The organism is Cellulomonas endometrii (assembly GCF_949769265.1).
Classification (GTDB): Bacteria; Actinomycetota; Actinomycetes; order Actinomycetales; family Cellulomonadaceae; genus Cellulomonas; species Cellulomonas endometrii.
On sequence record NZ_CATKPC010000005.1, the window covers coordinates 1 to 22307 of the forward strand.

Sequence of the window (22307 nt, forward strand, 5' to 3'; positions counted from 1 at the left end):
GTCGGGGGTGCTGCCGTCACCGCTGCGGTCCCGGGTGCGTCCCGGGGGTCGGGGCCTCCGCGCCGTCGTCGGCTCGGCCGCCCGGTCCTCCGGGGACCGCTGCGGTGACGGCAGCACCCCCGACCGCGCGTCCGGGGCCTCCGTCCGGGGTACCGCCGGCGGCGCGGGTACCAGCCGCACCTCAGCCCGCGCGGCGGCGGCGTCCGGTCGCGCGGCGGCGACCCGCAGTCGGGCGCCCGCGGTGCGCGGTGCCGTCGTCGCCCGGGTCGTGGGGTGTTCGGTGCTCATGGGTCCTCCGTCGCAGCCTGTTCGCACACGGTCCGCGGCCCGGTCTACCGGGAACCACCGGCGCGGGCCAAGCCCCATCCCCGTCGCCTGTGGACGACGACCAGGGTGTCGCCGTCCGGCCGGCCCGACTCGCCCCGGTTCGCCCCGATGCACGTGCGGGACGCCGGCGGGCGGCACACTGGACCCGTGCGCCTCTACCTGCCTGCCACCCTGGACGAGCTCGACGACCTGCTGCAGGGTCGGGCGCCGCTGACCGCGCCCCGCCGGGCCCACGCGGTCACCCCGGCGCTCAGCGCCCTCCTGCCCGAGGAGGACGAGGAGGGCGTGGAGTTCGCCGCGCAGCTGATGGCCGCCGACGACGCCCTGGTCCTGCTCGCCGCCCGCCCGCAGGCGCCGGGCCTGCGCCTGGTCGTCACCGTGGAGGTGCCGGACGCCGCGGTGAGCGAGGGCGCGCCCGAGGGCGCGGAGGGCGTCGACGACGAGGCCGCCAGCCTGGTGACGCTCACCGCGCCGGCCGTGCTGGACGACGTGGTGTGCGCGCACGTGGACGAGCCGGCCGCCCGGGACGAGGTCGCCCGTGCCCTCGACGGCGACGACGCCGCGCTGGACGCCCTGGCCGAGCGCGACCTGCTCTGGTACGACGCCACCGAGCTGGACCGCATCCCGCGCTGACCCGGCGGCCCCGGCGGCGCGTCAGTCGATGAGCGGGTCCAGCACCTGCAGCGCCGCCCCGTGCAGCCGGCCGTTCGACACCAGCGCCGACCCGCCGAACGGGCCGTCGACGCCCTGCACCGACGTGAACCGCCCGCCGGCCTCGGTGACGATCGGCACGAGCGCGGCCATGTCGTGCAGGGCGAGCTCGGGCTCGGCGGACAGGTCCACGGCGCCCTCGGCGACGAGCACGTGCGACCAGAAGTCGCCGTACCCGCGCGTGCGCCACACCCTGCGCGTGAGGTCGAGGAACCGGTCGAGCCGGCCCTGCTCCTCCCAGCCGCTCAGGCTGGAGTAGGACAGCGACGCGTCCTGCAGCCGCCCGACCTCGGAGACCTGCAGGCGGGTCGCTGCGGCGAGCGACCGGCCGGTCCACGCCCCGGAGCCCTGGGCGGCCCACCAGCGCCGCCCGAGCGCCGGTGCGCTCACGAGGCCCACGACCACCTCGTCGCCGTCCAGGAGCGCGATCAGGGTGGCCCACACGGGGACGCCCCGCACGAAGTTCTTGGTGCCGTCGATCGGGTCCACGACCCAGCGGCGGGGGCCGTGGCCGGTGTCCGGCATCTCCTCGCCGTGCACCGCGTCGCGCGGTCGGGTGCGGGAGAGCTGCGTGCGGATGAGCTCCTCGGCGGCGCGGTCGGCGTCGGAGACCGGCGTCAGGTCGGGCTTGGTCTCCACCCGGAGGTCCTGCGCCTTGAACCGCGACATGGTGAGCCCGTCCACCTGGTCGGCGATCACGTGGGCGAGGCGCAGGTCGTCGTCGTACCGGGTCATGGCCTCAACCTATCCGGGCGCCGAGGGTGCCCGGGCCGGTCCCGCGCGGGTGGGGCGGCCCTCCCCGGGCTCAGTCCGCGGCGCCGGACCGGCTCACCAGCAGCCGCCGGAACGAGTCGACCCGCGCCGTGCGGGCGTCCTTCGTCTCCTCGTCCGGGGCCGCGGCGACCCAGTCGTCCAGGGCGCAGTCGGGGGCGTCGTCGGCGTGCGTGCAGCCGCGGGGGCACTCCTCGGCGACGGCGGCGAGGTCGGCGAACGCCCCGAGCAGGTGGTTCGGGTCGACGTGCGCCAGCCCGAACGACCGCACGCCCGGGGTGTCGATGATCCAGGTGCCGGCCGGCCCGGGCACGCGGAGCGCCACGGCGGAGGTGGAGGTGTGGCGGCCGCGGCCGGTGACGTCGTTCACCACGCCCGTCGCCCGGAACGCGTCGGGCACGATCGCGTTGACCAGGGTCGACTTCCCGACGCCGGAGTGGCCCACCAGCACCGAGGTCCGCCCCGCGAGGGCGTCGCGGAGGGCGTCGAGGCCGTCGATCTCCTCCGGCCGCTCGCCCGTGCCGTGGGCGACGCCGTCGTGGGCCCAGCGCGTCACGACGACCCGCACGCCGATGGGCTCGTACATCTCCCGGAGGGTGGCGGGGTCGGCCAGGTCCGCCTTCGTCAGCGCGAGCAGCACGTCCATGCCGGCGTCGTACGCCGCGACGACGCACCGGTCGATCATCCGGGTGCGGGGCTCCGGGTCGGCCAGCGCCGTGACGACGACGAGCTGCTCGGCGTTGGCGACGATGACGCGCTCGACGGGGTCGGTGTCGTCGGCGGTGCGGCGCAGCACGGTCGACCGGTCCCGGATGCGCACGATGCGCGACAGCGACCCGGCCGACCCCGACGTGTCGCCCACGAGGTCCACGCGGTCGCCCGGCACGACCCGCTCGCGCCCGAGCTCGCGGGCCTTCATCGCGGTCGCGACCCGCTCGTCCGGCCCGTCCGGGTCGACCAGGACGGTGTACCGGCCGCGGTCGACGCCGGTGACCAGGGCCTCCTCCGCGTCGGCGTGCTCCGGGCGGGTCTTGGTGCGGGGACGCGAGCCGCGGCGGGTCGGCCGGACCCGGATGTCGGACTCGTCGAGCGACCGGCGCGCCACGCTCAGCGCTCCCCGCGGGCGGCGTGCGGGCGGGCGCCGGCGCTCACGCGAGCATCCCGTCCCACAGCCCGACGAAGTCGGGGATGGTCTTGGCGGTCGTCGCGACGTCCTCGACCAGCACGCCCGGCACCGCGAGCCCGAGCAGCGCGCCGAACGTCGCCATCCGGTGGTCCGCGTACGTGCGGACGGTGCCGCCGTGCAGGGGGCGCGGCGTGATGACCAGGCCGTCCGCGGTCTGCTCGGCCTGCCCGCCCAGCCGCGTGATCTCCGCGGACAGCGCCGCGAGCCGGTCGGTCTCGTGCCCCCGCAGGTGTGCGATGCCGCGCAGGCGGGTGGGGGAGTCGCCGAGCGCGGCCACCGCGGCGATGGTCGGGGCGATCTCCCCGGCCGCGCGCAGGTCCAGGTCGACCCCGCGGACCGCGCCGCCGCCGGTGACGGCCAGCACGTCGCCGTCGAGGCGGGTGGTGGCCCCCATCCGCTCGAGGATCCCGGGCAGCAGGCCCCCGGGCTGCGTGGTGCTCGCCGGCCACCCCGGGACCCGCACCGTCCCGCCGGCCACCAGGGCCGCGCAGAGGAAGGGCGCCGCGTTCGAGAGGTCCGGCTCCACGCGCACGTCCCGCGCGCGGACCGGCCCGGGCTCGACGTGCCAGATCTCGGGCCGGGAGTCGTCGACGACCACGCCGGCGGCGCGCAGCACGGCGACGGTCATCTCGATGTGCGGCAGGCTCGGCAGCGTCGGCCCGGTGTGCCGGACCGTCAGCCCCTGGTCGAACCGCGCGGCCGCGAGCAGCAGCCCCGACACGAACTGGGAGGACGCGGACGCGTCGACGTCGACGTTGCCGCCGCGGACGGCGCCCGTGCCGGCGACCGTGAACGGGAGGAAGCCGGGCTCGCCGTGCTCCTCGACGCCGACGCCGAGCGCGCGCAGCGCCCGCAGCACGGGACCCATCGGCCGGACCCGGGCGCCGGCGTCTCCGTCGAACCGCACCGGTCCGTCGGCCAGCGCCGCGACCGCGGGCAGGAACCGCATGACCGTCCCCGCGAGACCGCAGTCGACCGTCCGCGGCCCGCGGATCGTCCCCGGCGTGACCAGCCAGTCGCCCGGCGCGGCCGGGTCGTCCTCGATGCCGGTGCCGAGGTCGCGCAGCGCCTGCGCCATGAGCAGCGTGTCCCGCGACCGCAGCGCCCCGCGCAGCCGGCCCGGTCCGTCCGCCAGGGCGGCCAGGACGAGGTAGCGGTTGGTGAGCGACTTCGACCCGGGCACCTCGACGGTCGCGTCCAGCGGGCCGCGCGCGGTCGGGGCGGCCCAGTCGGGGGCGGCGGCAGCGGCGGCCGCGCTCGGCGAGGCGTCGACGTCGGGGCGGGAGCTCATGCGGCCAGGTTATCGGCCCCGCCCGGCACGCCCTCGCCGGTGTCCGGGGCGCGGGGCGCGCCGGGCGCGGCGACCGGGGCGGGCAGGCGACTCAGCGAGCGGCGGCCTTCCGGTCGCGCTTCGCCGCCGCCTTCTGGGCCGAGGCGAGCCGCTGGGCCGCGGCCTGCTTCTGCGCCGCCGCGGCCTTCTGCGCCGCCTTCGTCGTGACGGCCTTCTTCACCGCCGCCTGCTGGGCGACCACGGCCTTCTTCGCGCCCGCCGACGTCTTCCCGGCGGCGGCGGTCGCCGCGGCGGCGGCCACCTTCGCGGTCGTGGCGCGGGTCGCGCGGGCGTGCTCGACGCGCCACCGCATGCCCGGCCGGCCGGCCGTGTCGGCGGCGACGATGAGCGCGGCGCCGCTGAGGGAGAGCCCCCGCAGGAACCGGGACTTGCGCTCCTTCTTCTCCTGCTCGCTCAGGTGCCCCCGCTCGGAGCGGGACGCCGGGGCGTCCGCGGCGGCCAGCGGCAGCGTCAGCGCGGCGAGCGTCAGGGCGGCGGCGCGGGGCGCGCGGCCGGTGGCGAGCATGAGGGCCGCGAAGGCGGTGGCGCCGCCGTGCACCCGCACCACCGTGCTCAGCTGGCGGTCCGACGGGTGGCGGTACGCGTCGAGCGCCCCGCCGAGCGCCCCCGCGGGGACCACGGACGTGAGCCGGTCGACGGCGCCGCGCGCGACGGCGACGTGCTCGGCGGGTCGGCGCAGGGCGTCGACCCCCTCGCTGAGGAACCACGACGCGAACAGCGGTCGGGCGATGCGGCGCAGCAGCATGACGTCCTCCTCCGGGGCACCCGCGACGCACGGACGCCTGCGGCTCAAACTAGTGGTCCGCGAACCTGTGCGCCGCCCGGGAATGGACCGGGTCGGCGGTGGCGTTGTGCAGGCCATGACCTGTTCCACCCTGGAGCGCCCCGTGGCGTGGCCCTCGACCGGCACCCCGGAGGGTGCCGTCGCCGTGCTCCCCGCGCCGCGCGACACCGGCGGCACCCCGCCGCGCGGACTAGGCTTCGCCGTGATGAGCGAGGACACCACACGCGCCCCCGAGTCCGAGGACGACGCGGCGCGCAGCGAGCGGTTCGAGGCCGAGGCGCTGGTCTACCTGGACCAGCTCTACGGCGCCGCCCTGCGCATGACCCGGAACCCGTCGGACGCCGAGGACCTGGTCCAGGAGACGTTCGCCAAGGCGTTCGCCGCCTTCCACCAGTACCGCCCGGGGACGAACCTCAAGGCGTGGCTGTACCGGATCCTGACGAACACCTTCATCAACACCTACCGCAAGAAGCAGCGCGAGCCGCAGCAGTCCCGGGCCGACGAGATCGAGGACTGGCAGATCGCGCGCGCGGAGTCGCACACCTCGACGGGGCTGCGCTCCGCCGAGGCCGAGGCGCTCGACCACCTGCCGGACTCCGACGTGAAGGACGCGCTGCAGCGCCTTCCCGAGGAGTTCCGGATCGCGGTGTACCTCGCGGACGTCGAGGGCTTCGCCTACAAGGAGATCGCCGAGATCATGGGCACCCCGATCGGGACGGTGATGTCCCGGCTGCACCGCGGGAGGGGCCAGCTGCGCGACATGCTGGCCGACTACGCCCGCGGCCGGGGGCTCGTGGCATCGGCCCCGGCCGAGGGCACGGCCGGTACGGGATCGTCGAGGAGGGCACGATGACGGGCTGGGACGCTGCGGGAGCGACGCCGGCGAAGGACGCGTCCGAGGGCTGCGGCCCGGACTGCGAGCAGGCGCTCGGCCGGCTGTTCGCCTACGTGGACCACGAGCTGGAGCCGGTCGACGCCGACCGGGTCCGCGCGCACATCGAGGACTGCCGGCCCTGCCTGGACGAGATGGCGGTCGACACGATGCTCAAGGAGCTCGTGAAGCGGTCCTGCCACGAGCAGGCGCCGGAGGAGCTCCGCGTCAAGATCCACGCGCGGCTCACGACGCTGAAGGTCACCCGCACCACCACGCTGTAGGTCGCGGGGACGACGAAGGGCCCGGTGCGATGCACCGGGCCCTCGTGCTGTGTGCGGCAGTGCCGTCCGACGCTCAGGCGTTGGGGCGCTTGCCGTGGTTGGCCGAGCTCCCGGCGCGGGAACGGCGCTTGCGACCACGCTTGCTCATCGATCTCTCCCTGGTCTGGCGTGCCGGCGACGTGCTGCCCGCCGGCGGGGTGACCCCCCATGATCCCACATCCGGCGGCCCGCTCCGGACGGGCGGGCGCCGGACGGGTCGCCGCCGGCCGCACCCGGTGCGCGCGGACCGTTCAAGGACGGGGGCGTTCCCGCCGATGGGGAGAGGGTGAGCGACCAGCCGCAGTCCGTCGTCCCCCTCCTGCACGCCCTGGCCCAGGCGGGCGGGTCCGACCTGCACGTCAAGGTCGGCTCGGAGCCCCGCGTGCGCGTCGACGGGCGCCTGCGCCGGCTCCAGGTGCCGTCCCTGACGCCGCGGGACACCGAGCACATGCTGGGGGAGGTGCTCCCGGACGACCTGACCGAGACGTTCGTGCGGACCCACGAGGCCGACTTCGCGTTCTCGCTGTCCGGCGTCGGCCGGTTCCGGGTGAACGCCTACCAGGCGCGCGGCACCTACGGCATGGTGTTCCGCCTGGTCGCGATGGGCGCGCAGTCGCTGTCGGAGCTCGGGCTGCCGCCGGTCCTCGGCGAGCTGGCCCTGGAGCCGCGCGGCCTCGTGCTGGTCACGGGCCCGACCGGTTCGGGCAAGACGACCACGCTCGCGTCGATGATCGACCTGATCAACACCACGCGTGAGGCCAACATCGTCACGATCGAGGACCCGATCGAGGTCCTGCACCCGGACAAGCGCGGCATCGTGTCGCAGCGGGAGATCCGGCAGGACACCGCGGACTTCACCGTCGCGCTGCGCGCCGCGATGCGCCAGGACCCGGACGTGATCTTCGTCGGCGAGATGCGCGACGTCGAGACGGTCCGGGCCGCGCTGTCCGCCGCCGAGACCGGCCACCTGGTGCTGTCGACCCTGCACACGATCGACGCCGCGGAGTCCGTGAACCGCATCGTCGACTTCTTCCCCCCGCACGAGCAGCAGCAGATCCGCGTCGCGCTCGCCCAAGCGCTGCGGGGCATCGTGTCGCAGCGGCTCGCCCGGCGGGCCGACGGGCAGGGACGCACCGCGGTGGTCGAGGTGCTGGTCAACACGGGGCGGACCGCCGAGGCGATCGTCGACCCGGCGGACAGCGAGCCGCTGCTCGACCTGATCCGCCAGGGCGACTACTACCAGATGCAGACGTTCGACCAGCACCTCGTTCGGCTCGTCGCGGAGGGCGTCGTGACGTACGACGAGGCGCTGGCCGTCGCGACCAACCCCCAGGACCTCACCGTCGAGCTGCGCTCCGTCGGCCTGATCGCCTGACGCCGCGTCCGCCCTTGTGCGGACGGGTCCCGCGGGATAGCGTCGCAGGACGCGATATATCTCGACGAAGGAGTCGTCATGGCCACGGAGTCCTGGGTCGTCATCGGCCAGCAGATCATCGAGGTCGAGGACGTGCGCTCGCTGCGGGTCCAGGTCAACGGCGGCCGGGTCGACGTCGTGGCGCACGAGGACCCCGCGGTGACGACGGCGCGGATCGAGGTGCACCGGGTCGACGGCCTGCCGCTGGAGGTGACGTTCGCCGACGGCGCGCTGTGGGCGGGCGTCCGCTCCGTCACGGGGCTCGACGGGTTCCTCGACCGCCTGCGCGGGCCCAGCCAGCGCGACCGCGTCGACGTCCACATCGCGGTGCCCCGGCACGTCGTCGCGTCGCTCTCGTCGGTGAACGCGGACCTGCTGGTCGCGGGCCTGCAGCAGGACGCCACGGTCTCGACCGTCGGGGGCGCGGTCGTGGTCGACGGCACGCGCGGCGCCCTGTCCGTGAAGAGCGTGTCGTCCGCGGTCGTGGTGCGGGACCACGCGGGTGACCTGTCGGCGGGAACCGTCTCCGGCGCCGTCACCGCGGCGGGCGGCCTGTCGCGGGTCAGCGTGAGCACCGTGTCCGGCGAGGTCACGCTCGACTGCCTCGCCGCGAGCTCCGTGTGCCACGTCCGGACGGTCTCCGGCGACGTCGCCGTCCGGCTGCCGGCCGGGCACGGCGTCGGCATCGAGGCCCGCAGCGTCTCCGGCCGGGTCGTGCTCGACGGCGTCGAGCGCGGTGACCGGCGCCCGGGCCGCACCAGCGTGGATCTGCGGGACCCGCAGGCCACGTGCTTCGTGTACTCCCAGACCGTGTCGGGGCACCTCACGGTGCTGCACGGCGCGCCGCTGGCCGCGGCCGCCGGGGACGACGCGCAGGGCGGCGCGGGCGCAGGGATCTGATGGCGGTCTTCGCGCACGGGCAGCTGCGGCTCTACCTGCTGTCCCTGCTCGAGGCGGGTCCGCGGCACGGGTACGAGCTGATCACAGCCCTGTCCGACCGGTTCGGCGGCATGTACCGGCCCAGTGCCGGCACCGTGTACCCGCGGCTCGCCCGGCTGGAGGAGGAGGGCCTCGTCGAGCGGACCGAGTCGGGCCGCAAGACGCTCTACGCGCTGACCGAGCGGGGGCGGGCCGAGGTCGAGTCGCACCGCGGGGACCTCGCGGACCTCGAGCACGAGCTCGCCGTGACGGTGCGGGACCTCGCGGCCCGGGTGCGGGCGGACGTCGCCGGGTCGATGGCCGGGATGCGCGCGGACGTGGCGGCCGCGGCGCAGCAGGCGCGGGCGGCGGCGGTGCAGCCGGGCCGGGAGCGTCGCGGGGCTGCGGCCGCGGACGCCGACGTGCCGGGGCAGCCCGACCACGCCCGGCGACGGGCGGGTGCGGACGCGCGGGTAGCCGGCGCGGACGCGCGGGCGGCCGGCGCGGACGCGCGGCGGGAGGCGCGCGCCCGGCGGTCGGCGGTCGAGGCCGAGCTCGTGACGTTCCGCGCCGAGGTCCGCGCCCTGGTGCGGGCGTCCGAGGCGCAGGGCGGTCCGTCGACGCTCACCGTCGACACCGTCCGGACGGTCCTGGCCAGCGCCCGCGCCGCGATCGCGTCGACCCTGCGCTGAGCGCCCGGCGCCGCCCGGCCCGTCAGACCACGTCCTCCGGCAGGCCGAGCCAGGCGTTCCAGTGCGAGTGCAGGACCAGCCACGCCATCAGGCCGTAGCCCGCCTGGCCCGGTAGGGCGCCGTCGCCGGCGGCGAGGTCGGCCAGCCACTGCTCGTGCCCGGCCAGCGGGGTGAACGTGTCGACGTACGGCACCCGGCGGCGCGTCGTCACGTCCGCGAACGCGGCGGACAGGTCGGCGAGCGTCGTGGCCTCGACGCCCGCGCCCGGGGGCGGGCCGACGACGAAGGCGGGCATCCGGCGCTGCTCGGCCGCGTCGAGGATGTTCGCGAGGTTGAGCCGGCTGCGGGCCAGCGACAGGCCGGCCTGGGCGTCCGCGCGGCCCAGGGCCACGACGAGGCGCGTATCGGCGTCGGGGGAGGACCGGCGGGCGACCTCCTCGTCCCAGCGGGCGGAGAGCCCGGAGGTCGTCTCGCCCGGGACGGCGAGCGTGAGCACCGTGGGCGGCACCGGCGTCGTCGTGCGGGCGGCGACCCGGCCGACCCAGCCCAGCGCGCGGGGGTCACCGGCTCCCGCGGCCAGCTCGTCCCCGACCACCACCAGGCGCAGCGCCTGCTCGCCCACCCCGGACCCCCGACCCTCGCTCGACCACCGGCGCCCCGCGGGACGCGGGGACGGAGTGACCCGGTGTCGCGGCGGCCGGGCGGGATCCGCCTGACCGCCGCGCACCCGCCTGCCGTCGTCGAGCGGGCAGAACGCGTCCCCTGACGGGGTCGGGAGGGGACGTCTTCTGCCCGCTCGGCGGAGGTGTGGCCGGGGTGGGAGCGGGGCGGGGTCAGCGGAGGTAGGCGTCGGTGGAGTCTGTCCAGTCGTGGCGGGGCGCCGGCGGCGAGCGGTGCCCGAGGCCGTCGTGGCGCACCCAGTCGTACAGGCGGGCGGCCAGCCACACGGTGAGGGTGAGGAGCGCGAGGGCGAGGATCAGAGTGAACATGGCAGAAATCCTGCCGGTGTCGAAGTCGCGCCACGAGTGGCAGGACAGTCGTCTCCCATCGACATCCCGCCAGTTCCGTGGGAGGCTCGCCGCATGCTGCAGCGTGTCGCCGCCATCGCGGTCAACGGCGTGTCCGCCTTCGAGCTCGGCCTGGTCTGCGAGGTGTTCGGCATCGACCGCTCGGACACCGGCGGCCCGACGTTCGACTTCACGCTGTGCACCCCCGAGCCGGGGCGGGTGGCCATGGAGCCCGGGCTCGCCGTCGAGGTGACGGCCGGCCTGGACGTCGCCGCCGACGCGGACCTCGTGGTGTTCCTGCCGTACAAGGCGCCCTACACGCTGCCCGTGGAGGCGCGGGACGCCCTGCGCGCGGCGCACGACCGCGGCGCGTGGGTGATGAGCATCTGCTCGGGCACGTTCGCGCTGGGCGAGGCCGGCCTGCTCGACGGCCGGCGCTGCACCACGCACTGGATGTACGCCGACGACCTGCAGCGCCGCTACCCGACGGCCCAGGTCGACCCCGCCGTGCTCTACGTCGAGGACCGCGGGGTGATCAGCAGCGCCGGGACGGCCGCGGGCATCGACGCGTGCCTGCACCTGGTGCGCCGGGAGCTCGGGGCGCAGCAGGCCGCCGCCGTCGCCCGCCGGATGGTCGTGCCGCCGCACCGCGACGGCGGTCAGGCGCAGTACGTCGACACGCCGCTGCCGTGCGACGCCGACACGCTGGCCCCGCTGCTCGCGTGGATGACCGAGCACCTGGACGAGGAGCTCACCGTGCCGGACCTGGCCGCGCGCGCCCTGATGTCCGAGCGGACGTTCGCGCGCCGGTTCCGCGCCGAGACGGGGACGACCCCCGCCGCCTGGGTCACCCGGCAGCGGCTGGTCCGCGCGCAGGAGATGCTGGAGCGGACGTCCGTGGGCGTCGACGAGATCGCCCGGGCCAGCGGCTTCGGCAGCGCCGCCATCCTCCGGCACCACTTCTCCCGCGTGCTCGGCACCAACCCCCAGGCGTACCGCCGGCAGTTCGCGTGCACCGACGAGGCGCAGGAGGCGGCGGCCGCGTCCGTCGCCTGACGCAGCCCCACCGACGCGCACGACGCGCGAGAGGCCGGCCACCCCCGCGGGGTGACCGGCCTCTCGTCAGCGGCGGCTCAGCGCTCGAACGCCTGCCGCAGGAGCTCGGCCTGCTCGGCCTGGTGCGCCTTGGCGGACCCGGCGGCCGTGGACGCCGATGCCGGGCGGGACACCGCGCGGACCGGGGCGCCGACGACCTGGGGCAGCGCGAGCGAGACGTACGCCCACGGCCCCTGGTTGCGCGGCTCGTCCTGCACCCACACCAGCTCGGCCCCGTCGAACGGCGCGAGCGCGGAGCGCAGGCCCTCGTGGTCCAGCGGGTAGAGCTGCTCGAACCGGACGATCGCGGTCCGGTCGTCGCCGAGCTTCTCGCGCTGCGCGACGAGGTCCCAGTAGACCTTCCCGGAGCAGAGCAGCACCCGGTCGACCCGCCCGGCGTTCTCCGCGGCGACGGCGTCGCCGATGACCGGCCGGAACGTGCCCGACGTGAAGTCCCCCACCGCCGAGGCAGCGGCCTTGAGGCGCAGCATCGACTTCGGGGTGAACACCACCATCGGGCGGCGCGGGCGCGCGTACGCCTGGCGGCGCAGCAGGTGGAAGTACGACGCGGGCGTCGTCGGCTGCGCGACCGTCAGGTTGCCCTCGGCGCACATCTGCAGGAACCGCTCGATCCGCGCCGACGAGTGGTCCGGCCCCTGGCCCTCGTAGCCGTGGGGGAGCAGCAGCACGACGGACGAGTGCTGGCCCCACTTCTGCTCGGCGGAGGAGATGAACTCGTCGATGACGGTCTGCGCGCCGTTGACGAAGTCGCCGAACTGCGCCTCCCACAGCACCAGGGCGTCGGGCCGCTCCACGGAGTAGCCGTACTCGAAGCCCAGGGCGGCGTACTCGGACAGGGACGAGTCGTAGATCCAGAACTTGGCCTGGTCCGCCGACAGGTACAGCAGCGGCGTCCACTCCGCGCCGGTCTCGCGGTCGTGCAGGACGGCGTGCCGCTGCACGAACGTGCCCCGGCGGGAGTCCTGGCCGGCGAGGCGCACCGGGGTGCCCTCGATCAGCAGGGAGCCGAACGCGAGGATCTCGCCGAAGCCCCAGTCGATGTTGCCCTCGCGGGACATCTGCTCCCGCTTGGCCAGCAGCTGGGCGAGCTTCGGGTGGATCGTGAAGCCCTCCGGCGCGCGCACGTGCGCGGCGCCGATCCGCTCGAGGACCTTGGCGGGCGCGGCGGTCTGCCAGCCGATGATGACGCCGGCGTCCTCGCGCTGGGACTCCGGGCGCTCCAGGCCGGCCACCGGCTCCGCGTCGGGCGACGGCGGCGTCCAGCCCTCCTCCCGGGTCTCGGCGAACACCCGCTCGAGCTGCGCCTGGTAGTCGCGCAGCACGTGCTCGGCCTCCTCCAGCGTGATGTCCCCGCGGGACACCAGCGCCTCGGTGTAGAGCTTGCGCACCGACCGCTTCGCCTCGATGAGGTTGTACATCAGCGGCTGCGTCATCGAGGGGTCGTCGCCCTCGTTGTGGCCGCGGCGGCGGTAGCAGACCATGTCGATGATGACGTCGCGGTCGAACTGCTCGCGGTACTCGAACGCGAGCTCGGCGACCCGGACGCACGCCTCGGGGTCGTCGCCGTTGACGTGGAACACCGGGACCTGCAGGCCCTTGGCGACGTCGGTGGCGTACTGCGAGGACCGCGAGGACGACGGGCCGGTGGTGAAGCCGACCTGGTTGTTGATGACGACGTGGATCGTGCCGCCGGTGCGGTAGCCGCGCAGCTGCGCGAGGTTGAGCGTCTCGAACACCACGCCCTGGCCCGCGAACGCCGCGTCGCCGTGGATGAGGATCGGCAGCACGGAGAAGCCGTCCCCGCCGAGGTCGATCCGGTCCTGCTTGGCCCGGACGATGCCCTCGAGCACCGGGTCGACGGCCTCCAGGTGCGACGGGTTCGCCGCGAGGTACACCCGGGTGCTGGCGCCCGACTCGGCGTGGAACACGCCCTCGGTGCCCAGGTGGTACTTCACGTCGCCGGAGCCCTGCACCGACTTCGGGTCCTGGTTGCCCTCGAACTCGCTGAAGATCTGGCCGTAGGACTTGCCGGCGATGTTCGCCAGCACGTTGAGCCGCCCGCGGTGCGCCATGCCGATGGCGACCTCGTCGAGCCCGCCCTCGGCCGCCCGGGACAGGATCGCGTCCAGCAGCGGGATGACGGACTCGCCGCCCTCCAGGGAGAACCGCTTCTGCCCGACGTACTTGGTCTGCAGGAAGGTCTCGAACGCCTCGGCGGCGTTCAGCCGGCGCAGGATGCGCAGCTGGTCCTCGCGCGGGGTCGGCGCGTAGCCGGCCTCCAGGCGCTCCTGCAGCCACCGCCGCTGGCGGGGGTCCTGCAGGTGCATGTACTCGACGCCCGTGGTGCGGCAGTAGGAGTCGCGCAGCAGCGCGAGCACCTGACGCAGCGTGGCGCGCGGCTTGCCCGTGAACCCGCCGGTCGGGAAGGTGCGGTCCAGGTCCCACAGGGACAGGCCGTGCGTCTGGACGTCGAGGTCCGGGTGCTTGCGCAGGCGGTAGGCCAGCGGGTCGGTGTCGGCCATGAGGTGGCCGCGCGACCGGTAGGCGTGGATGAGCTCGGCGATCCGGGCCGGCTTGATGGCCTCGGCGTCCGGGTCGGCGGCCTCCTTGACCCAGCGGATCGGCTCGTAGGGCACGCGCAGGGACGCGAACACCCGGTCGTAGAAGCCGTCCTCGCCGAGCAGCTTGCGGTGCAGGATGCGCAGGAAGTCGCCGGACTGGGCGCCCTGGATGATGCGGTGGTCGTAGGTCGACGTCACCGTCAGGACCTTGGACACGCCCATCTTGTTGAGCTGCTCGTCGGACGTGCCCTGGAACTCGGCGGGGTAGTCCATCGCGCCGACGCCGATGATCGTGCCCTGCCCCTGCATGAGGCGCGGCACGGAGTGCACCGTGCCGATCGTGCCGGGGTTGGTCAGCGACAGCGTGGTGCCCGCGAAGTCGTCGACGCCGAGCTTGCCGCCGCGGGCGCGCCGCACGACGTCCTCGTACGCGTTCCAGAACTGCGCGAAGTCGAGCGTCTCGGCCTGCTTGATGCTCGGGACGAGCAGCTGACGGGTGCCGTCGGGCTTCGCGAGGTCGATCGCGAGGCCGAGGTTCACGTGCGCGGGCGTCAGGACACCCGGCTTGCCGTCGACCAGCGTGTAGGAGCTGTTCATGGCCGGCATCTCGCCGACCGCCTCGACCAGCGCGAAGCCGATGAGGTGCGTGAACGACACCTTGCCGCCCCGGCCGCGGGCCAGGTGGTTGTTGATGACGATCCGGTTGTCCACCAGGAGCTTCGCCGGGATGGCGCGCACCGACGTCGCCGTCGGCACCTCCAGGCTCGCCTCCATGTTGACGACCACGCGGGCGCTGGGGCCGCGCAGGCGCTGCACCTCGTCGGACGCCTCGGGGGCGGCCTGCTCGGCCTCGCGCGCCGCCTTCGCCGCGGGGGCGTAGGGGGCGGTCGCCGGCTGCGCGGTCGCGACCGGGGAGGTCGCCGGCGTCGGCTCGGGGTCGCGCGGCGCGTCCTGGACCTTCGGCCGCTCGGCGGTCGGCGCGGGGGCCGGCGGGACCGGGGCGCCGTCGCCGGTGTGCGCCGGGCGGGCGGGGCTCGGCTGGGCGACGGTGCCCGGGCGCTCCCCGGCCGGCGCGCCCTGCAGGGCCGCGGCGGGGGGCGGGGGCGCCGGCGGAGTCGCGGGCGGGGGAGGGGCCGGCGCGGGGGGGGCGGCGGGCCGGGCGGGGGCCGCCGGCGGGGCCGCCGGTGCCGCGGCACCGTTGCTCCGCGCGCCGTCCGTCGGCTCCGCGCCACCCGGCGCGCCGGACGTCGTCGAGGCGGGCGCCGAGGGGCGGTAGCCCTCGAAGAAGTCCCACCACGCGGGGTCCACCGCGGTCTTGTCCTGGAGGTACTGCTCGTACAGCTCGTCCACCAACCACGTGTTCGCGCCGAAGTCGGCACGGTTCACGTCTGGCTCCGCATGCTGGGACACGCGAGGATCGCCCACTTCCTCCGCGGTCACGGACCGCGTCTTCGCCGGATCTGTTCGTGGACAACCCTACGTCCTGACCCGGCGTCATCTCCTCTCGGGAGGTGCGGCGCGCGGAGGGTTCACACGCTCGTCACACGGCGGGTCGGCTGGGGGTGTCCGCCGCCCCATGGATGCGTCCGCGGGGGTTCTGGCGCAGGTCAACTCGGTCATGGCGGGGTCGGGAGCGGCGCCGACCCGGCCTCTCCCTCGACGTCAGCGGAGACGCGCGCGCCCCCGCCACCCGGCGCGGCGGCACGGGGGACGGGGGCGCGGGCGGTGCCGCCCGCGCTCAGGTGATGTCGCGGCGCAGCGTGGTGAGCCGGCCGAGCAGCGCCAGGACGAGCGCGTAGCCGACGAGCACCAGGGCGCCCGCCACCGGGCCGAGGATGTCGCCCGAGCCCGTCGCCGAGTAGAACGACCCGCCGCTGATCGCCTCGCCCGCCGCACCCGGCAGGAACCGCCCGATGCCCGCGGTCGCGTCGTTGAGCGTGAGCACCAGCCGCAGGATCGGCTCGACGAACTGGGTGAACGCCAGCACCACGACGATCGCCACGACCTGGTTCGGCATCGCGAACCCGAGCCCGACGCCGACCATGCACCACACGGTGAGGGCCAGCGCTGTCCGGGCGATGATCGCCCACACGCCTCCGTCGTCCAGCAGGGTCGGTGCGTCGGTGAACGCGAACGCCGCGACGCCGGCACCGACGGTCGCGAGCATGCCGAGCACGCCGTAGAGCAGGCCCATCGGGAGCCCCGCGAGGAGCTTGCCGGCCACGAACCGGTTCCGGTCGGGCTGCGCGAGCAGCGTGGGGGTCAGGGTGCGGTGCCGGAACTCGGCGGTCACCGACAGCACGCCCACCAGCAGCGGCAGCGCGTACCCGAACGACGCGGGCAGCGTGTAGACCGCCGTGGCGACGGCCTCGGGGTCCATCGCGACCGGTTCGCCGCTCGCGCCGCTGACGTCCGCGCCGTCGAAGGTGAACGCGAACGCGAGCATCCCGCCGATGAACGCCATGTAGACGACCATCACGATGAGCAGGACCCACCAGGTGCGGGTGGTGATGATCTTCCGGTACTCGGAGACGAGGGTGTCCTTCATCGCGCACCTCCGGCGGCGGTCGGGGCGGCGGCGGCGGTGTGCGCGCCCGAGGGGCGCCGGTGGCGGGCGCGGTGAGGCGGAGGAACACGTCCTCGAGGCCGACCTCGTGCGTGGCCAGCTCGTGCAGCTCGAGGCCGGCGGCGAACGCCGCGTGGCCGACCGTGGCGACGTCGGTGCCGACGAGCTCCGCCCGGCCCGGGACGGCGGCGGCCCCGTCCCGGACCTGCCAGCCGGCCCGCGCGACGAGGGCGTCGAGCGCGGCGGCGTCCGGCGAGGCGACGCGGACGCGCGGCTCCGCGAGCCGGCCGAGCTCCTCGAGGGTGGAGGCGTGCACCAGCCGGCCGCCCGCGATGATCACGACGTCGTCGACGGTCTGCTGCACCTCCGACAGGACGTGGGAGGACACGAGCACCGTGCGGCCCTGCGCGGCGAGCGCCCGCAGCAGGTCGCGCAGCCAGCGGATGCCCTCGGGGTCGAGGCCGTTCGCCGGCTCGTCCAGCAGCAGGACCGGCGGGTCGCCCAGGAGGGTGGTCGCGAGGGCGAGCCGCTGGCGCATGCCGAGCGAGAACCCGCCGACCCGCCGGCGGGAGGCCGCGCCGAGGCCGACCAGCTCCAGGACCTCGGCGGCGCGGGCGTCCGGCACCCCGGCGTGCGGCGCGTACACCCGCAGGTGGTCCAGGGCGGTGCGCCCGGGGTGGAAGTCGGCGGCCTCGAGGGCGGCGCCGACGGTGCGCATCGGGCGGTCGAGCTCGGTGTACCGGCGGCCCCCGATGGTGGCCGACCCGGCGGTGGGGGAGACGAGGCCGAGGAGCATCCGCAGGGTCGTCGTCTTGCCCGCGCCGTTGGGGCCGAGGAACCCGGTGACCCGCCCGGGGCGGACGGTGAAGCTCAGGTCGTCGACGGCCCGGACCTGGCCGAACGTCTTCGTGAGGTGGCTGACCTCGATGGCGTGCGCTGCGTCGGGTGGCATGCCTCGACCCTAGGAGCCGGCGACCCGCCGGCGGATCCGCCGCGAGACGGAACCGCCGCCCGCGGCCCGGTCCGCCGCCAGGCGGAGCCGTCCCGCCCGGCAGGAACGGGTCAGAAGGCCCCGGTGGCGGGCCGGGTCTGCCGCCGGGACGGCAGCATCACGCGCATCGTGCAGCCGCTGTCCGTGTCCGCGACCTCGACCGTGCCGCCGTGCAGCGTGACGGCCCACCGGACGATCGACAGGCCGAGGCCCGTGCCGCCGGTGGAGATCTGGCCCGTGATCGCGGGCGTGTTGCCGCGGGCGAACCGCTCGAACACGCGCTGCCGCTGGTCGGCGGCGATGCCGGGCCCCTCGTCGACCACGTCGAACCGGACCCAGCCGCCGGCGCGGTGCGCCTCCAGCCGGACGGGTGCGCCGCGGGGGGAGTGCCGCACGGCGTTCTGCACGAGGTTCGCGACGACCTGGTGCAGGCGCTCGCGGTCGGCGGGCACGGTGAGGTTCGGCGGGTCGACGACGACGGGGAACGTGAGGTCCTTGGACGCGCCGACCAGGCGGCCCTCCTGCGCGGCCTCCTCGAGGAACTGCTGCACCGGGACGTCGGTGATCTGCAGGTCGACGGCCCCCGCCTCCAGCCGGGACAGGTCGAGCAGGGTCGCGACGAGCCGGCTCAGGCGCTGTGTCTGCGCGAGCGCGGCCTTCATCGCCTCGGGGTCCGGGTCGCTGACGCCGTCGACGATGTTCTCGAGCTGGGCCTGCAGCGCGGTGACGGGCGTCCGCAGCTCGTGCGAGACGTTCGCGACCATCTCGCGGCGGACGGTGTCGGCCTGCTCCAGGTCGTCCGCCATCCGGTTGAAGGCCGTCGCGAGCTGCCCGACCTCGTCGCGGCTGGTCGCCTGCACCCGGCGGCTGTAGTCGCCGGCCGCCATCGCCCGGGCCGCGGCGGTCATCTCCCGCAGGGGCGACGTCATCCCGCGCGCGAGCACCTGCGTCATGACGAGGGCGATGACGATGACGATCGGGAAGGTCCGGGTCGGGCCGAGCGCGTTGTTCAGGCCGATCCAGGTGAGCGACGCCGCGACGAACACCGCCGCCGCCACGAGGACGCCGAGCTTGATCTTGATGGAGCGGAGCCGGTCGAGCGGGCGGACGTCGGGCAGCCGCGCCATCCGCGGCGACCGCTGGTGCCGGGGGACGGTCACGCCGACCCGTTGCCCGCCCCGCCGGCGGGCTCCAGGGCGTAGCCGACGCCGTGCACGGTCCTGATCAGGTCGGACCCGAGCTTCCTGCGCAAGGCCTTCACATGCGAGTCGACCGTGCGGGTCCCGGAGGCGTCCACCCAGTCCCAGACCTCGGCCAGCAGGCGCTCGCGGGTCAGCACGGTCCGGGGGCTGGCGGCGAGCGCGAGCAGCAGGTCGAACTCCGTCGGCGTCAGGTGCACCTCCTGCCCGCCGCGGTGCACCCGGCGCTGGGCGCGGTCGATCACGACGTCGCCCACGGCCACCGGCGGCTCGGTCTCGGCGGACCCGGCGGCCAGCTCCGCGGCGAGCGCGGCGCGCTGCTGGCGGCGCAGGAGCGCCTTCACCCGGGCCACGAGCTCGCGCATGGAGAACGGCTTGGTCATGTAGTCGTCCGCGCCCACGCCGAGCCCGATGAGCATGTCGGTCTCGTCGTCGCGCGCCGTGAGCATCAGCACGGGAACGGGGCGCTCCGCCTGGATGCGGCGGCACACCTCCAGCCCGTCGATGCCGGGGAGCATCACGTCGAGCACCACGACGTCGGGGGTCAGGCGGGCGGCGGCGTCGACCGCCTGGAGGCCGTCACCCACCGTCTCGACCTGGTAGCCCTCGGCGGCGAGCCGGCGCGCGACGGCGGTCGCGATGGCGGGCTCGTCCTCGACGACGAGGACGGTGGTGGACGTGGCGCCCGGCGTGGCCGCGGGGCTGCCGGCGGCGGCGCCGGGGCGGGATGCGAACGTCATCCCGCCAGCGTAGGACGGACGTGTGGAGGTTTCGTATGATTGCGCCACCATGAGCAGCTCAAGTCGCTGCCGGCGTCCTCCCCGGGCCGACGAGCCCGGGGGCGACCATGCCGGCCCCCACTGCCTCCTGATCCTCCCCGCGCGCGGCCGTCGACCCGGCGGTGACCCGTGCTGACGGAGTGGCTGCTCGTCCTGCTGGGCGTGGCGCTCACCGCCGGCACCGCCGTGTTCGTGGCGAGCGAGTTCTCCCTGGTGACCCTCGACCCGGGCGTCGTCGAGGGCCAGACGCGCCCCGACGACCGGCGCGGCCAGAGCGTCCTGAAGGCCCTGCGCCGGCTGTCCACGGAGCTGTCCGGCGCCCAGGTCGGCATCACGGTCACCACCGTGCTGCTCGGCTACACGACGCAGCCCGCCGTGAACCGCCTGCTCGCGGAGCCGCTGCGGGACTCGTTCCTCGGCGCCGCGGCCGGCGGGGTCGTGGCCGTCGTCCTCACGCTCGTGCTGGTGAACGGGTTCTCCATGCTGTTCGGGGAGCTCGTGCCCAAGAACTTCGCGATCAGCCGCCCGCTCGGCACCGCCCGGTGGGTCGCGCCGCTGCAGGCCGGGTTCACCACCGCGCTGCGCCCGCTGATCACCCTGTTCAACTCCAGCGCCAACGCGCTGCTGCGCCGGGTGGGCGTCGAGCCGCGCGAGGAGCTGTCCGGCGGCCGGTCGCCGCAGGAGCTCGCCGCGCTGGTCAAGCGCTCCGCGCAGGTCGGGACCCTCGACGAGACCACCGCGACGCTGCTGACGAACTCCATCGAGTTCACCGACCTCACCGCCGTCGACGTGATGACCGACCGGCAGCGCGTCGTCGTGCTGCGCCGGGAGGACACCGCCGACGAGGTGGTGCGCCTGTCCCGGGAGACGGGGCACTCGCGGTTCCCGGTGATCGGCGACGACTCCGACGACATCGTCGGCCTGGTGCACCTGCGCCGCGCCATCGCCGTGCCGCACGAGCGCCGCGGCGAGGTGCCCGCCGCCGCTCTCATGGTGGAGGCGCCGCGCGTGCCCGAGACCGTGCACCTGGGCCCGCTGCTCGTCGAGCTGCGGGACCACGGCCTGCAGATGGCGGTCGTCGTGGACGAGTACGGCGGCACCTCCGGGGTCGTCACGCTGGAGGACGTCGTCGAGGAGCTGGTCGGCGACGTCGCGGACGAGCACGACCGCCGGCGCACGGCCGCCTCGCGCCGGGGCGACGGCGCCTGGGTGGTGTCGGGCCTGCTGCGCCCGGACGAGCTCACCGAGGTGACCGGGCTCATCGTCCCGGAGGACGGGCCCTACGAGACGCTGGGCGGGCTCGTGATGGCCGCTCTCGGCCGGGTGCCGCAGCCGGGCGACGAGGTGCGGGCCGGCGACGTCCGGCTGCGCGTCGAGTCGATGACCCGCCGCCGCGTCGAGCGCGTGGTCGTGCAGCCCGAGGGCGCCGCCGCCGACTCGGACACCCGGGCGGGGGGTGAGCGCGCATGAGCCCCGGGGTGGCCCTCGGGCTCGCCGTCGCCCTGCTGGCCGGCAACGCCTTCTTCGTCGCGGCCGAGTTCGCGATCATCTCCGCCCGGCGGTCGGCGATCGAGCCGCTCGCGCAGTCCGGCGACCGGCGCGCCGCGACGGTGCTGTGGGCGATGGAGCACGTCTCCCTCATGCTCGCGTGCGCCCAGCTCGGCGTGACGGTCTGCTCGACGAGCCTCGGCCTGGTCGCCGAGCCGGCGATCGCGCACCTGATCGAGTCGCCGCTGCACGCCCTCGGAGTCGACGAGAGCCTCACGCACCCGATCGCGTTCGTGGTGGCCCTGCTGGTCGTGGTCTACCTGCACGTGGTGCTGGGCGAGATGGTGCCGAAGAACCTCGCCGTGTCCGGGCCGGACCGGGCGGTGCTCGTGTTCGGGCCGCCGCTGGTCTGGCTCGCGCGGGTGGTCCGGCCGGTCATCTTCGCCCTGAACTGGGTGGCCAACCACGTGCTGCGGCTGTTCCGGGTGGACCCGCGGGACGAGGTCGCCTCCGCCTTCACCGCCCAGGAGGTGCAGTCGATCGTCGAGCAGTCCCAGGCCGAGGGGCTCCTGGACGACGAGCAGGGCCTGCTGTCCGGCGCGCTGGAGTTCTCCGACCGGACCGCCGCGGACGTGATGGTCCCCGTGGCCGACCTGGTCCCGGTCGGCGTGGACGTCACGCCCGACGAGGTCGAGCGGCTCGTCGCGCGCACCGGCTACAGCCGGTTCCCGGTGGTCGACCGCCAGGGCACGCCCACCGGGTACCTGCACGTGAAGGACGTCCTGTACGCCGACGACGAGTCGCGGCGGCTGCCCGTCCCGACGTGGCGGGTGCGGGCGCTCGCCGTCGTGGCCCCCGGCGACGAGGTGGAGGAGGCGCTCGCGGCCATGCAGCGCTCCGGCGTGCACCTGGCCCGCGTCGAGGACGGCGGCCGGGCGGTCGGGGTCGTGTTCCTCGAGGACATCCTCGAGGAGCTCGTCGGCGAGGTCCGGGACGCCATGCAGCGCGGGGCGTTCCGCCGCTGAGACGCGGCCGGGTGGCGTGCGCGTCACCCGGCCGGCCCAGCGCGGTGGGACTTTCGTCACACGTCCGGGTGGCCCAGCAGGGTGAACTGCGCCGACACGCCGATGATGCGTCAGCCACCGGGCCCGGAGGGGCTTGGCCGGGCCGCTGTCGTGCCGTTATGGTTTCGTGATCGTCCTCCCCGGAACGCCGGCAGCAGCGCAGTCGCGCGCCCGCCGACCGGGGCGGT

At 75.4% G+C, this 22307-nt stretch carries 20 protein-coding genes and 1 pseudogene; 9 read left to right on the top strand and 12 right to left on the bottom strand.

Annotation, left to right across the window (positions count from 1 at the left end):
- Positions 1 to 474: 474 nt before the first annotated feature.
- Entirely contained in the window at positions 475 to 960 is a 486-nt protein-coding gene (locus tag QNH85_RS07145; RefSeq protein ID WP_282945513.1) for a DUF6912 family protein, read from the top strand.
- A 21-nt stretch (positions 961 to 981) separates the two neighbouring features.
- Here the strand turns inward: QNH85_RS07145 and hisN are convergent, their stop codons facing one another.
- The 4 genes from hisN to QNH85_RS07165 form a co-directional block, all read right to left on the bottom strand.
- On the bottom strand, positions 982 to 1773 hold the full coding sequence (gene hisN / locus QNH85_RS07150) for a histidinol-phosphatase (protein WP_282945514.1): 792 nt from the start codon (positions 1771 to 1773) through the stop codon (positions 982 to 984).
- Between the two features lie 70 nt (positions 1774 to 1843).
- Positions 1844 to 2914: a ribosome small subunit-dependent GTPase A gene (gene rsgA / locus QNH85_RS07155; protein ID WP_282945515.1), complete on the bottom strand. Its 1071-nt coding sequence runs from the start codon at positions 2912 to 2914 to the stop codon at positions 1844 to 1846.
- A 43-nt stretch (positions 2915 to 2957) separates the two neighbouring features.
- Positions 2958 to 4286, bottom strand: coding sequence for a 3-phosphoshikimate 1-carboxyvinyltransferase (gene aroA, locus QNH85_RS07160; RefSeq protein WP_282945516.1), 1329 nt, complete (start codon positions 4284 to 4286; stop codon positions 2958 to 2960).
- A 91-nt stretch (positions 4287 to 4377) separates the two neighbouring features.
- Positions 4378 to 5091, bottom strand: coding sequence for a DoxX family protein (locus QNH85_RS07165; protein WP_282945517.1), 714 nt, complete (start codon positions 5089 to 5091; stop codon positions 4378 to 4380).
- A gap of 115 nt (positions 5092 to 5206) precedes the next feature.
- On the opposite strand from QNH85_RS07165, the gene QNH85_RS07170 reads away from it, so the two are divergent.
- On the top strand, positions 5207 to 5983 hold the full coding sequence (locus QNH85_RS07170) for a sigma-70 family RNA polymerase sigma factor (RefSeq protein WP_282945518.1): 777 nt from the start codon (positions 5207 to 5209) through the stop codon (positions 5981 to 5983).
- Positions 5980 to 6285 carry a mycothiol system anti-sigma-R factor gene (gene rsrA / locus QNH85_RS07175; protein ID WP_282945519.1) on the top strand — a complete coding sequence of 102 codons (306 nt, stop codon included), beginning with the start codon at positions 5980 to 5982 and terminating at the stop codon, positions 6283 to 6285. The genes QNH85_RS07170 and rsrA overlap by 4 nt, the downstream gene beginning before the upstream one ends.
- Positions 6286 to 6358: 73 nt before the next feature.
- Here the strand turns inward: rsrA and QNH85_RS20005 are convergent, their stop codons facing one another.
- A complete protein-coding gene (locus QNH85_RS20005; RefSeq protein ID WP_123371254.1) occupies positions 6359 to 6433 on the bottom strand; it encodes a 50S ribosomal protein bL37 in 75 nt (24 codons plus the stop codon).
- Positions 6434 to 6610: 177 nt separating this feature from the next.
- Here QNH85_RS20005 and QNH85_RS07180 point away from each other — a divergent pair, with 177 nt between their 5' ends.
- The 3 genes from QNH85_RS07180 to QNH85_RS07190 all read left to right on the top strand — a co-directional run bounded on the left by QNH85_RS07180 (position 6611) and on the right by QNH85_RS07190 (position 9348).
- Entirely contained in the window at positions 6611 to 7699 is a 1089-nt protein-coding gene (locus QNH85_RS07180; protein ID WP_282945520.1) for a type IV pilus twitching motility protein PilT, read from the top strand.
- 78 nt (positions 7700 to 7777) lie between these two features.
- Positions 7778 to 8638, top strand: a complete 861-nt coding sequence (locus QNH85_RS07185) for a DUF4097 family beta strand repeat-containing protein (protein ID WP_282945521.1) — start codon at positions 7778 to 7780, stop codon at positions 8636 to 8638.
- Entirely contained in the window at positions 8638 to 9348 is a 711-nt protein-coding gene (locus QNH85_RS07190; RefSeq protein WP_346016300.1) for a PadR family transcriptional regulator, read from the top strand. The genes QNH85_RS07185 and QNH85_RS07190 overlap by 1 nt, the downstream gene beginning before the upstream one ends.
- Positions 9349 to 9370: 22 nt before the next feature.
- On the opposite strand, the gene QNH85_RS07195 is transcribed toward QNH85_RS07190, so the two are convergent.
- Together QNH85_RS07195 and QNH85_RS07200 are read right to left on the bottom strand one after the other, a co-directional pair.
- Positions 9371 to 9970, bottom strand: a complete 600-nt coding sequence (locus QNH85_RS07195; RefSeq protein ID WP_282945522.1) for a GDSL-type esterase/lipase family protein — start codon at positions 9968 to 9970, stop codon at positions 9371 to 9373.
- 211 nt (positions 9971 to 10181) lie between these two features.
- A complete protein-coding gene (locus QNH85_RS07200; RefSeq protein ID WP_282945523.1) occupies positions 10182 to 10337 on the bottom strand; it encodes a hypothetical protein in 156 nt (51 codons plus the stop codon).
- A 93-nt stretch (positions 10338 to 10430) separates the two neighbouring features.
- Here QNH85_RS07200 and QNH85_RS07205 point away from each other — a divergent pair, with 93 nt between their 5' ends.
- Entirely contained in the window at positions 10431 to 11411 is a 981-nt protein-coding gene (locus QNH85_RS07205) for a GlxA family transcriptional regulator (protein ID WP_282945524.1), read from the top strand.
- A 77-nt stretch (positions 11412 to 11488) separates the two neighbouring features.
- Here QNH85_RS07205 and QNH85_RS07210 read toward each other — a convergent pair whose 3' ends face one another.
- From QNH85_RS07210 to QNH85_RS07230, 5 genes and pseudogenes are all read right to left on the bottom strand, one after another.
- Positions 11489 to 15418, bottom strand: a complete 3930-nt coding sequence (locus QNH85_RS07210; protein WP_282945525.1) for a multifunctional oxoglutarate decarboxylase/oxoglutarate dehydrogenase thiamine pyrophosphate-binding subunit/dihydrolipoyllysine-residue succinyltransferase subunit — start codon at positions 15416 to 15418, stop codon at positions 11489 to 11491.
- A 352-nt stretch (positions 15419 to 15770) separates the two neighbouring features.
- Positions 15771 to 16580 (bottom strand): ABC transporter permease, encoded by an 810-nt coding sequence (locus QNH85_RS07215; protein WP_282945526.1) that lies wholly within the window; start codon positions 16578 to 16580, stop codon positions 15771 to 15773.
- A 46-nt stretch (positions 16581 to 16626) separates the two neighbouring features.
- A pseudogene (locus QNH85_RS07220) lies at positions 16627 to 17550 on the bottom strand (ABC transporter ATP-binding protein); the annotation flags it as partial.
- 110 nt (positions 17551 to 17660) lie between these two features.
- Complete coding sequence (locus QNH85_RS07225; protein ID WP_282945697.1) at positions 17661 to 18716, bottom strand: HAMP domain-containing sensor histidine kinase; 1056 nt, start codon at positions 18714 to 18716, stop codon at positions 17661 to 17663.
- A gap of 29 nt (positions 18717 to 18745) precedes the next feature.
- Positions 18746 to 19528 (bottom strand): response regulator transcription factor, encoded by a 783-nt coding sequence (locus QNH85_RS07230; protein WP_213282051.1) that lies wholly within the window; start codon positions 19526 to 19528, stop codon positions 18746 to 18748.
- A 168-nt stretch (positions 19529 to 19696) separates the two neighbouring features.
- On the opposite strand from QNH85_RS07230, the gene QNH85_RS07235 reads away from it, so the two are divergent.
- Together QNH85_RS07235 and QNH85_RS07240 are read left to right on the top strand one after the other, a co-directional pair.
- Positions 19697 to 21037 carry a hemolysin family protein gene (locus QNH85_RS07235; protein ID WP_213282050.1) on the top strand — a complete coding sequence of 447 codons (1341 nt, stop codon included), beginning with the start codon at positions 19697 to 19699 and terminating at the stop codon, positions 21035 to 21037.
- Positions 21034 to 22080 carry a hemolysin family protein gene (locus tag QNH85_RS07240; RefSeq protein ID WP_282945527.1) on the top strand — a complete coding sequence of 349 codons (1047 nt, stop codon included), beginning with the start codon at positions 21034 to 21036 and terminating at the stop codon, positions 22078 to 22080. Before QNH85_RS07235 ends, QNH85_RS07240 begins: the two co-directional genes overlap by 4 nt.
- Positions 22081 to 22307: the final 227 nt, after the last annotated feature.